Source organism: Dysgonomonas sp. GY617, from assembly GCF_015233815.1.
Taxonomy (GTDB): Bacteria; Bacteroidota; Bacteroidia; order Bacteroidales; family Dysgonomonadaceae; genus Dysgonomonas_A.
Map to the genome: position 1 here is coordinate 39,942 of NZ_JADCLR010000007.1, position 12,752 is coordinate 52,693.

Genomic DNA, 12,752 nt, shown 5'->3' on the forward strand with positions numbered 1-12,752 from the left:
TCCTTAAGTATCAATAACAAAGTTTATTGTCACTAAATTCAAGCAGTGATATTATTTACGGCATTTAATTTATAATTTTGTACTTTTATATAAATAGAATTTAATTAAACATACAACGAAATGACTTACTTAGTAACAGGAGGAGCAGGCTTTATTGGAGCTAACTTTGTAAAATACATGTTAGCCAAATATTCAGATATACAAATTATTATATTGGATTCATTAACCTATGCAGGGAATCTAGGAACTTTATCTGAAGAGCTAAAAGATGCCAGAATTAAATTTGTAAAAGGAGACATCTGTGACAGTACTGTTACTGACAAAATATTCAGCGAGAATACTATTGATTATGTTGTAAATTTTGCAGCGGAAAGTCATGTAGACCGCAGCATCGAAAATCCTCAAATATTTCTTCAAACAAATATATTAGGAACACAAAACCTATTAGATACAGCAAAAAAATACTGGACTAATGGTAAAGATGACAACAACTACCCCATCTGGAAAGAAGGCGTTAAGTATTTGCAAGTATCAACCGACGAAGTATATGGATCTTTAGGCGATGAAGGCTATTTTACAGAAACAACACCTCTTGACCCTAGTTCGCCATATAGTGCAGCTAAAACAGGAGGAGACCTTATAGTTAAAGCATATGGCGAAACTTATAAGATGCCAATAAATATTACACGTTGTTCTAACAATTACGGACCATACCACTTCCCTGAAAAACTTATACCACTCATTATCCGCAATATTCTTGAAGGTAAAAAACTTCCTGTATATGGAGATGGTAGTAATGTTCGTGACTGGTTATATGTAGAAGATCATTGCAAAGCTATTGACATTGTAGTCAATAAAGGCCGCATCTACGAAGTATATAATATTGGTGGACATAATGAGAAAAAGAACATTGATATAGTAAAGCTTGTTATATCAACAATACACGATATTATGGAAAAAGAACCACAATATCGCTCTGTCCTTAAGAAAAAAGAACTTCTTTCGGATGGAACAATAGATATATCATGGATGAATAATGATCTTATAACATTTGTAAAAGACCGTCAAGGACACGACCAACGTTATGCTATTGATCCTGCTAAAATTTCAACAGAATTGGGCTGGACACCCGAAACAATGTTTGACAAAGGCATTGTAAAAACAATTCGCTGGTATTTGGATAACCAAGAATGGGTTGAAGAAGTTACTTCTGGTGACTATATGAAGTACTATGATCAAATGTATTCAAACAGATAAATGGGTCTACGGGCAATTTATTGCTTTTTATATGTCAAAAAACTCACGAGAGTTAATTAAATATAGTAACATAATTATTTACAGTATATAACTGTTATGGACAATCTAAAGTCTGCTATTGCCGATAAGATACTAGATCTATCTACCTCAGGTGGAGATGAAATGAGAGCAAAACTTGAAAAGATCAATCGTTTTCGTGATTTTGCTGATGCCTGTCGATCTCTGATACAAAAGTATCCTGCTATTGAGAATGAATTATTGAGAATGGTTGAGAATAATGATTTCGATACAAAAATTGCATCTTCGAGGGTTGATACAATTATTAGATTGTCTGAAAGCAACACTCCAACTAATCAGATTCACAATAATATTGAAAAAGATATTATAGAATTGGAGGATATAAAGGAGCATCTCCCTACCCCTACAACTGATATTCAAGAACAAATTACAGAGCAAAACCAACCAATACAAGAAATTATATCTTCTGTTCAAGAAAACAGTGAGCCACAAAAGCTCCTACCCGAAGATATTGACTATGAAGAAGTAGCCATTACTCCCGAAACAGAAAAAGAATATGTTGATTTTGAAGAAGTAGCTACTATTAATAATAAGCCAGCAAACACTATTCAAAATGAAGAGAGTACTATAAAGGAAATAGAAGCCCAATCGAACAAAGAGACTATAAAAAAGGGACTGTTGATCTGTGGTGTAATTGCTGTAATTATAGCTCTTATATTTATTATAAAATTCGTTATCAATAACTGGGAAATCATACTGTGGATAATCGGAGGAATTATTGTAGTAGGTATAGCAGGAATTGTAATAAAAAGAAATAGAAAATAATCTATCCAAACAAGCTCTATCTTTAAATTAAAACAAAATAGCAATATTTTACAGTATCCCATATAAGACATGTATCAATACAATACGCAGTTAAAACCATATAATTCATTTCGCACAGAAGCTCTAGCAAAAATATTTTGTGAGCCTACAGATATTAAGCAACTCCGACAGTGTTTGAGTGACCATCCGTTAGAAACAAAGTTAATCTTAGGAGGAGGATGTAATTTATTCTTCACTAAAAATTTTGAAGGATTGGTTATCAAACCCACTATGCTTGGCATTAGAGAGGTATCCGATGAATCAGACGACTCTGAGCATGTATTTCTAGAAGTGATGGGATCAGAGGACTGGGATAACCTTGTCGAATACTGCGTAGATAAAGGTTATGCAGGTTTAGAAAATCTATCTTATATACCAGGTACTGTAGGAGCTTCACCTGTTCAAAACATAGGTGCATACGGAGCTGAAGTTAAGGACTGCATACATGAAGTGGTTGCCCTTAATATGGAAACATTAGAAGTGGTTTCCTTTTCAAATGCAGAATGTGAGTTTGCTTATAGGGATAGTATCTTTAAGAAACAAGATAATTATATAATCATATCTGTTGTATTTCTTTTAAACAGATCATATACTTATACACCAAAATATGCAGATCTGAATAAAGAATTAGAAGATGTTTCAGAACCTACAATCAGAGAGGTAAGGGATGCAGTTATTCGTATCAGACAACGAAAACTTCCAAATGAAAAAGAATTACCTAACTGTGGTAGTTTTTTTAAAAACCCTTATATTACAGAACAAGTAGCAGAAAGTATATCAAAAGAATACCCAGATCTACCTCTTTATCCATTGCCCAATGGTTTAATCAAAACATCTGCGGCATTTCTGATAGACAGAGCCGGATATAAAGGGAAACAAATCGGACAAATAGGTACATATCCTAAACAAGCTCTTATTATTGTAAATTACGGTTCTACGGATGGTAACGATATTGTTTTTTTCATGAAAGAAATACAACAAGCCGTTGCTGACAAATTCAATATCAATTTAGAACCCGAAGTGAGAATACTATAAGGTTTTAGTCCTAATTTTATCACTTTGCAAGTATAACAGCCATAAACTATTATACCTTCAATATATCATTAAATATTTTACTTAAAAAGAAGATACCATGGCATCATTTATTATAGAAGGCGGTTGTCGCCTAAATGGAGAAATTACACCACAAGGCGCAAAAAACGAAGCGCTACAAATTATTTGTGCTGTACTATTAACTCCTGAAGAAGTAATTATAGAAAACATACCCGATATATTAGATGTAAACAATCTTATTTCTCTTTTGGGAGATATGGGTGTTACAACAAAACGAATAAATGAAAACACATGGTCGTTTAAAGCCGACAGTGTAGACTTGGCATACCTTGAAAGCCCTGAATTTTTAAAGAAGAGTGCATCATTAAGAGGTTCTGTTATGATAATAGGACCATTAGTTACACGATTCGGAAAGGCTTTACTACCTAAACCCGGAGGTGATAAAATTGGACGTCGCCGTTTAGATACCCATTTTGAAGGAATACAAAAACTAGGAGCTGAATTCAATTATGACAATGAGAAGCAAATGTATTCTATTACCGCCGATAAACTAAAAGGAGCATACATGCTTTTGGATGAAGCTTCGGTTACAGGTACTGCCAACATAATAATGGCAGCAGTTTTAGCGGAAGGCGAAACCACTATATATAATGCAGCTTGCGAACCATACTTACAGCAACTTTGTAAAATGCTGAATCGCATGGGAGCTAAAATAACTGGAATAGCATCTAATTTGATCAGAATAGAAGGTGTTGAATCTTTGGGAGGAACAACTCATCGAATACTACCTGATATGATTGAAATTGGCAGTTTTATTGGAATGGCTGCTATGACAGGATCCGAGATTACGATAAAAGACGTAGCATATGATGAGCTAGGTATTATACCAGATACGTTTCGCCGTTTAGGAATAACATTAGAGCGCAGAGGCGATGACATTCATATTCCAAGACACAAAGATTATACGATTGATACATTCATCGATGGATCTATCCTTACAATTGCTGATGCACCATGGCCAGGACTAACTCCTGACCTTATCAGTGTTCTGCTTGTTGTAGCCACACAAGCACAAGGTAGTGTTTTGATACATCAAAAAATGTTCGAAAGCCGCTTATTCTTCGTTGATAAGCTTATAGATATGGGAGCACAAATTATTCTATGTGACCCTCACCGAGCAACGGTTATTGGCACAGGTAGACGATCAATGCGCGCTACAACTATGACATCGCCCGATATCCGCGCAGGTATTGCCCTCCTTATTGCAGCAATGTGTGCAGAAGGTAAAAGCACAATCCATAATATTGACCAAATAGACAGAGGGTATCAAAACATTGATGCTCGCCTAAATCAACTTGGTGCTAATATAATGAGAATGGATTAAGGTAAGAGACCTTCTTTATTACTTTACTAAACAAAAATAAAACATGAATAACTTCAGTTTTGTCAATCCTGTAAAAATTATCTTCGGAAAAGATACCATAAAAGACCTTACTCAGGAAATTCCTGCGGACAGCAAAGTTCTTATCATTTATGGTGGAGGCAGCATCAAATCAAACGGAGTATACGACCAAGTAACAAAGGCTCTAGCATCCTTCGAATGGTTCGAGTATTCAGGTATTGAAGCAAATCCCCATTATGAAACTTGTATGGAGGTTGTTTCATATATAAAAGAAAAAAAGGTTGATTATCTACTTGCTGTAGGTGGTGGCTCAGTTGTTGATGCGACCAAATTTATTGCCGCAGCTGCTTGCTTTGAAGGCAATGACCCATGGGATATTCTAAGTAAGCATGCTAAAATAAAAGCTGCTATTCCTTTTGGTGTTGTACTTACTCTTTCAGCAACAGGATCAGAAATGAATGCAGGTGCTGTAATCACTAAAGTTGCTACACAAGACAAGTTAGCATTTGGATCACCACATGTATATCCTAAATTTTCGATACTTGATCCAGAAGTTACCTACTCATTACCTCCCCGACAAGTAAGCAATGGTATTGCTGATGCTTTCGTACACGTTATTGAGCAATATCTAACTTATCCAGTTAGAGCAATGATACAAGATAAATTTGCCGAAGCAATCCTTGCAACTCTAATTGTAGAAGGTCCCAAAGCACTCGAAACACCAAATGATTATGATGTAAGAGCTAACCTTATGTGGGCTTCAACGTGGGCTTTAAATGGCTGGATTGGATGTGGTGTACCCGAAGATTGGGCTACCCATCAAATAGGACATGAACTCACTGCATTATATGGTCTAGATCATGCTCAAACACTAGCAATCGTATTACCTGGAGTTATGACTATTCTAAAAGAACAAAAAGCAGAGAAAATACTTCAATTGGGTCAAGAAGTATTCGGGATATATAATAATCTCTCTAGAGAGGAACGCATTGAAAACACAATCAAAGCAGTAGAATTTTTTTTCGAAGGGATAAATATTAAAACTCATTTATCCGATTACGGGTTAAATAAAGCTTCTATTGATAACGTATGTTCTAAATTACTAGGTCGTGGATGGACTTTAGGTGAAAAATCGAATATTACACCCGACGTTGTAAGAGATATATTAACTTGTCGATTATAATCTGACACGTTTTCTTTAAGATTATACACTAAACTGAAAATATGAAGAAGGTATTTGTAAGTGGATGTTATGACATGCTCCATAGTGGACACGTGGCATTCTTTGAAGAAGCTGCTGCACTTGGAGATTTATACGTGGGCATTGGTTCAGACAAAACCATTAATGAACTTAAAGCTCGAAAAACCATTAATAATGATCAGGAACGATTATACATGGTGAAATCTCTAAAGGCAGTAAAAGATGCTTGGATTAATCAAGGTAGTGGAATCATTGATTTCTTAGAAGAAGTAAAAACACTTAAACCTGATATATTCTTTGTCAATACAGATGGGCATAGTTCTGTTAAAGAAGAATTATGTAAAAAACTTGGTATTGAATATGTTGTAAGCAAAAGAGTTCCTCATGGAAATTTACCAAGCAGATCAACAACAGCTTTAAGAGAGGAATGTAGAATCCCATACCGTATAGATTTAGCAGGAGGTTGGCTTGATCAACCCAATGTTAGTGAACTATATTCAGGACCTGTACTAACTATCTGCATAGAACCAGACTATGAGTTTAATGATAGAAGCGGAATGTCAACCAGCTCTAGAAAAAAGGCTATTGAATTATGGCAAGTGGATATACCTTCTGGAGATAAAGAAAAATTAGCGAAAACATTATTTTGCTTTGAGAACCCTCCCGGTACTAAATATGTTAGCGGTTCACAAGATGCATTAGGAGTAACAATGCCCGGATTGAATAGGTTTCATTATACTGGTAACTTTTGGCCATCTGAAATAGAAAATGTTCTGGACAATAATACTCTTGATTGGATCGAAGAACACTTATGGCTAGTACCTCTATATCCTCGTCATGAAGATTATGATGTATTAAGTGATACTAACATAAACACGGAGAATGTTAAAAGACTAAGTGATGCAGCTACTAATTGTTGGCAGGCTATCAAGAATAAAGATGCTCAAGCATTCGGTAAAGCGATGATCCAAAGTTTTGATGCACAAATTGCAATGTATCCTAATATGATTTCGAATGACATCTTAGAAATTATAGATACATACAAGAATGAAGTTAATGGCTGGAAGATCAGTGGTGCTGGTGGTGGTGGCTATCTTATTTTTGTAAGCGAAAAACCTATAAACAATGCTATTCAGATAAGAATAAGAAGAAGCTAAATATAAAATTGGTAATATATTGACATAAATAAAGAGGATTATTAATAATCCTCTTTATTTTATTCTACTTACATAATAGTAGATATTGCTTTATTATTTCTTCATCAGCACCAAGCTCCAGTGCCTTTTCAAAATTACGCTTCGCACTAAATTTATCAAACTGATGCAACTCAAACTGTCCTTTTAATATATATAATAATGGATCATTATATCCTAATTCTTGTGCTTTATCCAAATCACTCTTAGCCCTACCCTTTTTATTCAGTTGTAAATAACATTCAGCTCTATTTACATAAAATTCAGGTTGATTCTTATATTTATATATAAGATCAGTATATTTCTCTTCTGCCCCAACCCAGTCATTTCGACTCTTTAGCGCAAAAGCCAGGCTACTTAGAGCTAATATATTATCAGGTTTAATTTCTAGGATTTGTTCAAAATCACTTTCAGCCCCTAGTAAATTCTTTTCTGTCATATGTATTAAACCTCTTCTATAAAGAGCTTCTACATTATTTTCATCTAAAGATAAGATAATATTATAATCCTTCATCGCAGCATTCAAACTGTCCAATTCACAATATAAAGCTGCTCTATTTTGAAGTACAAAAATATTATTAGGATATTTACTCAGAGCTGAACTATATGAAATTAAAGCTTCCTCGGGTTTCCCTAACTGGCGTTGAATAGTACCAAGATTAGATAGTAATAAAATATTACCCTCATTACCAGGCTCCTTACGCATAGCCTCTTTCAACATCAACTCGGCAGCAGCATATTCTTTCGCATCAAGATAATCGAGAGATTTTGCAACCATTTCTTCGTAGGTTTGAGCCGAAGAAACAAAGCTCACTAAAAAAAAGGCCGCAATAAAGAAATATTTATTCATTTTAAAATATTATTTGTACATTTACTATGAACTTAGATGCAAATGTATACTTAATATATTAAATCTGTTTTTTGAATACTCTATAAAGATTTAGAAATTGTGTTTATAGATGTTATTCTGATTGAAATATATTTGGCATTTACAACAACATGCAAGTTTTAAATATATGTTTTAGAACACCTATTTTTTTTAGGTATAGAAAGATAGTCATAATAATTTTACGTACGAAAGCAGGTCTTTATTCTGTAATATAATTTTAAAACTAATAAGCATGAATAATCGTATAGAAACAACTAAGTCGGGTTTGTTATGTGCAAATTTTGAGAAAGTTGTTGATGGAAAACACACCTCACTTTTCATACTTCAGAATACACAAGGATCAGAACTTACAATATCCAATTACGGAGCCAGAATAGTATCTTTAATGGTACCTGACAATACAGGAACATTGATAGATATAGTAACTGGGCATAATTCAATCGATGAATTTATCAATTCGGAAGAACCTTATTTCGGCGCAATTTGCGGGAGAACAGGAAACCGTATCGCAAAAGGAAAATTTACGCTTGAAGGAAAAGAATATACTTTAGCTATCAATAATGGACCTAATAGTCTACATGGTGGGCTAAAAGGATTTAATTCTGTTGTTTGGGATGTTAAACAGATTGACCACCAAACGCTGGCTCTCTCTTATTTATCTAAAGATGGAGAAGAAGGTTTCCCTGGAAACTTATCGGTAACAGTCACTTACACGTTAAACAATGACGATTCAGTAGAGATTAAATATGAAGCAACTACTGATAAAACTACTATATTGAATTTAACAAATCATGCATATTTTAATCTTTCAGGAGCAGGAGATGCCAATGTAGGAGATCACGTCCTAAGGATTAATGCCGATTATTACCTACCTACAGATGAAACTGCTATACCCTACGGAAAACCTGAGAAAGTGGAAGGTACTCCTATGGATTTCAGCACTCCTCATGAGATAGACTTGAATATCAATGAGAAAACAGATCAGTTAGTATGGGCTAGAGGATATGACCATACCTATATTCTAAATAAAAAAGATGCGACTGAGTATGTTCAGGCATTAGAATGCTATTCTCCAAAAACTGGTATTGAAATGATTGTTTATACAGATCAACCTGGTGTACAATTATATACTGGCAACTGGATGACAGGCAACTTTGTTGGTAAAAACGGACAGCGTTATCCTGCTCAAAGTGCAGTATGCTTCGAAACACAACATTACCCTGACAGCATACACAACCCTGAGTATCCAACTATAATACTAAAACCCGAAGATAAATTTGAAAGTAAAACTGTATTTAAATTTTCAACTCGAAAATAAATATAAATAAATAATAACTAGATAACTATATAAATAACAAAAACTATGAGTTCTACAACTTCTTCCGAGAAAAAAAATTATGCGTTGCCTATTGCGATGATGATTGCTCTCTTTGCAATGATCTCTTTCGTAACAGGGCTTCCAAACCCAATGGGTGTCATCGTAAAAGACCAATTTGGTGCATCCAACTTTATGTCACAGCTGGGTAATGCTGCCAACTTTATTGCATACCTATTTATGGGTATCCCTGCAGGTCTGTTATTACAGAAAATAGGATATAAGAAAACAGCTTTATTAGCTATTGTTATCGGTTTCACAGGAGTAGGAATACAATTCCTTTCGGGTGTTGCAGGTAGTTTCTTAGTGTACCTTATCGGTGCTTTTGTTTCTGGTTTTTCTATGTGTATGCTAAATACAGTAGTGAACCCTATGTTGAATACTCTTGGAGGTGGAGGTAAAAAAGGAAACCAATTAATTCAAATTGGAGGAACTTTTAATTCTCTTAGTGCAACAATAGTTCCTGTATTAATAGGATATCTTATTGGAAATGCTGTTAGCCCATCAATTAAAGATGCAAACCCTGCTCTATTTATAGCTATGGGGATTTTCGCAGTAGCATTTATCGTATTGTTCTTAATGGACATTCCAGAACCACACTTAGTTACTAAAACAAAAGAGGTTGTAAAAGAAAAATACAGTGCTTTATCATTCCGTCACTTTATATTCGGTACTATAGCTATCTTCGTATATGTAGGTATTGAAGTAGGTATTCCTAACTTCACAAACTTATTTATGACATCTGGCGTAGATGATGGAGGATTAGGTATAAATAAAACCGTTGCAGGAACAGTAGTTGGTACTTATTGGTTCTTAATGCTTATCGGTCGTTTTGTTGGAGCTTCTGTAGCTTCTAAATTTTCTAGTAAAGCAATGCTTACCTTTGCTTCGTCTCTTGGATTAGCATTTATCCTATTGGCAGTTTTCAGTTCTACTGAAACAACAGTAAGTATGCCTGTATTCCAATCAGATATTTCTTTTGGTCTAGCTGAAGTGCCTATTGGTGTTATGTTCTTTATCCTTTGTGGACTTTGTACTTCTATCATGTGGGGTGGTATTTTCAACCTTGCAGTAGAAGGTCTAGGAAAATACACAGCAACAGCTTCAGGTATTTTTATGGTAATGGTTTGTGGTGGAGGTATATTACCTCTTATCCAAGGAGTTGTAGCAGATTCATTCGGATTCATCAATAGCTATTGGGTAATTATCATGGGCTTAATATACTTATTATATTATGCTTTGATCGGTTCTAAAAATGTTAATACAGATATTCCAGTGGAATAAACTTATTATAATTTACAATGAAAGCCCACTTGATATATACAAAACAAGTGGGCTTTCGCTTTTCTATAGATAGCATTTATATATAATCAATAAAATGGGTAGAAGTATATTTCTAATCTATCCTATTTTTTCTTACTTTTGTAGGAAACGAAATAATGATATATTAATTTACCATGAATGATATAAAAGTTCTTAACAAATCTGCGGATAATATCCGTATTCTAGCTGCATCGATGGTTGAAAAAGCAAAATCCGGACATCCTGGAGGAGCAATGGGTGGAGCCGATTTTATCAATGTTTTATTTTCTGAATTTCTGGTTTATAATCCAGAAAATCCACGTTGGGAAAACAGAGATCGTTTTTTCCTAGATCCCGGACATATGTCTCCAATGTTGTATTCAACATTAACATTGGCAGGTAAATATACATTAGACGATTTAAAACAATTTCGTCAATGGGGAAGTATTACACCAGGTCACCCAGAACTAGATTTAGATCATGGTGTAGAAAACACTTCGGGTCCATTAGGTCAAGGTCATACATTTGCCGTAGGTGCTGCAATTGCTGCTAAATTTTTGAAATCTCGTTTTGGAGAACAAATGGATCATACTATATATTCATTTATTTCAGACGGTGGTATTCAAGAAGAAATATCTCAAGGTGCAGGTCGTATTGCGGGAAACCTAGGACTAGATAACTTAATCATGTTCTATGATTCAAACGGAATACAATTATCTACAAAAACATCTGAGGTTACATCTGAGGATGTTGTAGCAAAATATAATGCTTGGGGATGGAATGTTATTTCTATCAATGGAAATGACGCAGCTGAGATAAGATCAGCTTTAACTCTGGCTAAACAAGAAAAATCAAAACCAACCCTTATAGTAGGTCATACTATTATGGGTAAAGGAGCCGTTAAAGAAGATAACTCAAGCTTTGAAGGACAAACTGCTACTCACGGTATGCCTCTAGGCGAAAGTGGTGCTTGTTTCGATAAATCTATAGCTAATTTGGGTGGAGATTGTAAAGATCCATTTCAAATATTTCCTGAGGCTAAGGAACTATATGCAAAGCGAGCAAAAGAATTAAAGGAAATTGTAGCTAAACATAACGAGCAAAAAGCTAAATGGGCGAAAGAAAACCCTCAATTAGCTGATAAAATGAAACGTTGGTTTGCAGGAGAAGTTCCTCAAATTGATTGGGCTGGAATCGAACAAAAAAATAACATTGCCTCTCGTGCTGCTTCTGCTGCTGTATTGTCAGTATTAGCTCAAAATGTAGAAAACATGATCGTTTCATCTGCCGATTTATCGAACTCTGATAAAACAGATGGTTTCTTAAAATATACAACAAGCTTTAAGAAAAACGATTTTTCAGGAGCATTCCTACAAGCAGGTGTTAGCGAATTAACTATGGCTTGTATATCAATAGGAATAAGCTTACATGGAGGTCTTATCGCAGCTTGTGCTACATTCTTTGTATTCTCTGATTACATGAAGCCAGCTATTCGTATGGCAGCCATAATGCAACAACCTGTCAAATTTATTTGGACACACGATGCATTCCGTGTAGGTGAAGATGGTCCTACTCATGAGCCTGTGGAACAAGAAGCACAAATACGATTGATGGAAAAATTAAAAAATCACCACAACCAAAATTCTATGTTAGTACTTCGTCCTGCAGATGCTGTAGAAACTACTGTTGCATGGAAACTTGCAATGGAAAACACTTCTACTCCTACTGGATTGATTTTCTCTCGTCAGAATATAAAAGATCTTCCAGCTAAAGCTTCTCGCTATGATGAAGCACTTCAAGCGGCTAAAGGAGCTTATGTAGTTACGGATCATGACAATTATGATGTAATTCTTTTAGCTTCGGGTTCTGAGGTTGCAACTTTAGTAGAAGGTTCTAAACTCTTAGAAGCTGATGGCATAAAATCAAGAATTGTATCTGTACCTTCTGAAGGATTGTTTAGAAATCAAAATAAAGAATATCAAGATTCTGTTATTCCTTCTGGTAAGAAAATATTTGGTCTGACTGCTGGTCTACCTGTAAATCTTCTTGGCTTAGTTGGTGATAATGGAAAAGTATGGGGACTTGAAACTTTTGGATTCTCTGCACCTTATACAGTACTCGATGAGAAACTAGGTTTTACTGCTGACAATGTATACAAACAAGTAAAAGAATATTTGAAAAAATAAAAGTCCATAAAA

Annotated in this window: 10 protein-coding genes; 9 read left to right on the forward strand and 1 reads right to left on the reverse strand. The window is 34.8% G+C overall.

The features are described from left to right. Window positions 1–120 precede the first annotated feature (120 nt). The 6 genes from rfbB (at window position 121) to IR022_RS07325 (ending at window position 6,952) form a co-directional block, all read left to right on the forward strand. Window positions 121–1,257, forward strand: a complete 1,137-nt coding sequence (gene rfbB / locus IR022_RS07300; protein ID WP_194203217.1) for a dTDP-glucose 4,6-dehydratase — start codon at window positions 121–123, stop codon at window positions 1,255–1,257. Window positions 1,258–1,353: 96 nt separating this feature from the next. Beyond that, the gene (locus tag IR022_RS07305; RefSeq protein WP_194203218.1) at window positions 1,354–2,100 is read left to right on the forward strand and encodes a hypothetical protein; all 747 of its coding nucleotides are present in this window, start codon (window positions 1,354–1,356) and stop codon (window positions 2,098–2,100) included. Between the two features lie 69 nt (window positions 2,101–2,169). Further along, the gene (gene murB, locus IR022_RS07310; protein ID WP_194203219.1) at window positions 2,170–3,174 is read left to right on the forward strand and encodes a UDP-N-acetylmuramate dehydrogenase; all 1,005 of its coding nucleotides are present in this window, start codon (window positions 2,170–2,172) and stop codon (window positions 3,172–3,174) included. A gap of 97 nt (window positions 3,175–3,271) precedes the next feature. Further along, entirely contained in the window at window positions 3,272–4,576 is a 1,305-nt protein-coding gene (murA, locus tag IR022_RS07315) for a UDP-N-acetylglucosamine 1-carboxyvinyltransferase (RefSeq protein WP_194203220.1), read from the forward strand. 43 nt (window positions 4,577–4,619) lie between these two features. Continuing rightward, complete coding sequence (locus IR022_RS07320; RefSeq protein ID WP_194203221.1) at window positions 4,620–5,777, forward strand: iron-containing alcohol dehydrogenase; 1,158 nt, start codon at window positions 4,620–4,622, stop codon at window positions 5,775–5,777. Window positions 5,778–5,818: 41 nt separating this feature from the next. Further along, window positions 5,819–6,952, forward strand: coding sequence for an adenylyltransferase/cytidyltransferase family protein (locus IR022_RS07325; protein WP_194203222.1), 1,134 nt, complete (start codon window positions 5,819–5,821; stop codon window positions 6,950–6,952). Window positions 6,953–7,016: 64 nt separating this feature from the next. Here the strand turns inward: IR022_RS07325 and IR022_RS07330 are convergent, their stop codons facing one another. Next, window positions 7,017–7,838, reverse strand: coding sequence for a tetratricopeptide repeat protein (locus IR022_RS07330; protein ID WP_194203223.1), 822 nt, complete (start codon window positions 7,836–7,838; stop codon window positions 7,017–7,019). Window positions 7,839–8,109: 271 nt separating this feature from the next. Between IR022_RS07330 and IR022_RS07335 the strand changes: the two genes are divergently transcribed. The 3 genes from IR022_RS07335 to IR022_RS07345 all read left to right on the forward strand — a co-directional run bounded on the left by IR022_RS07335 (window position 8,110) and on the right by IR022_RS07345 (window position 12,740). Further along, entirely contained in the window at window positions 8,110–9,195 is a 1,086-nt protein-coding gene (locus IR022_RS07335) for an aldose epimerase family protein (protein WP_194203224.1), read from the forward strand. 45 nt (window positions 9,196–9,240) lie between these two features. Further along, on the forward strand, window positions 9,241–10,536 hold the full coding sequence (locus IR022_RS07340; RefSeq protein ID WP_050708954.1) for an MFS transporter: 1,296 nt from the start codon (window positions 9,241–9,243) through the stop codon (window positions 10,534–10,536). A 173-nt stretch (window positions 10,537–10,709) separates the two neighbouring features. Continuing rightward, window positions 10,710–12,740 (forward strand): transketolase family protein, encoded by a 2,031-nt coding sequence (locus tag IR022_RS07345; RefSeq protein ID WP_194203225.1) that lies wholly within the window; start codon window positions 10,710–10,712, stop codon window positions 12,738–12,740. Window positions 12,741–12,752 lie beyond the last annotated feature (12 nt).

What these genes read in the sequence shown, in the direction of transcription:
- murA (WP_194203220.1), top strand. Translation starts at nt 3,272, where the DNA reads ATGGCATCATTTATTATAGAAGGCGGTTGTCGCCTAAATGGAGAAATT.
- murB (WP_194203219.1), top strand. Translation starts at nt 2,170, where the DNA reads ATGTATCAATACAATACGCAGTTAAAACCATATAATTCATTTCGCACA.
- IR022_RS07325 (WP_194203222.1), top strand. Translation starts at nt 5,819, where the DNA reads ATGAAGAAGGTATTTGTAAGTGGATGTTATGACATGCTCCATAGTGGA.
- IR022_RS07320 (WP_194203221.1), top strand. Translation starts at nt 4,620, where the DNA reads ATGAATAACTTCAGTTTTGTCAATCCTGTAAAAATTATCTTCGGAAAA.
- IR022_RS07345 (WP_194203225.1), top strand. Translation starts at nt 10,710, where the DNA reads ATGAATGATATAAAAGTTCTTAACAAATCTGCGGATAATATCCGTATT.
- IR022_RS07330 (WP_194203223.1), bottom strand. Translation starts at nt 7,838, where the DNA reads ATGAATAAATATTTCTTTATTGCGGCCTTTTTTTTAGTGAGCTTTGTT.
- IR022_RS07340 (WP_050708954.1), top strand. Translation starts at nt 9,241, where the DNA reads ATGAGTTCTACAACTTCTTCCGAGAAAAAAAATTATGCGTTGCCTATT.
- IR022_RS07305 (WP_194203218.1), top strand. Translation starts at nt 1,354, where the DNA reads ATGGACAATCTAAAGTCTGCTATTGCCGATAAGATACTAGATCTATCT.
- rfbB (WP_194203217.1), top strand. Translation starts at nt 121, where the DNA reads ATGACTTACTTAGTAACAGGAGGAGCAGGCTTTATTGGAGCTAACTTT.
- IR022_RS07335 (WP_194203224.1), top strand. Translation starts at nt 8,110, where the DNA reads ATGAATAATCGTATAGAAACAACTAAGTCGGGTTTGTTATGTGCAAAT.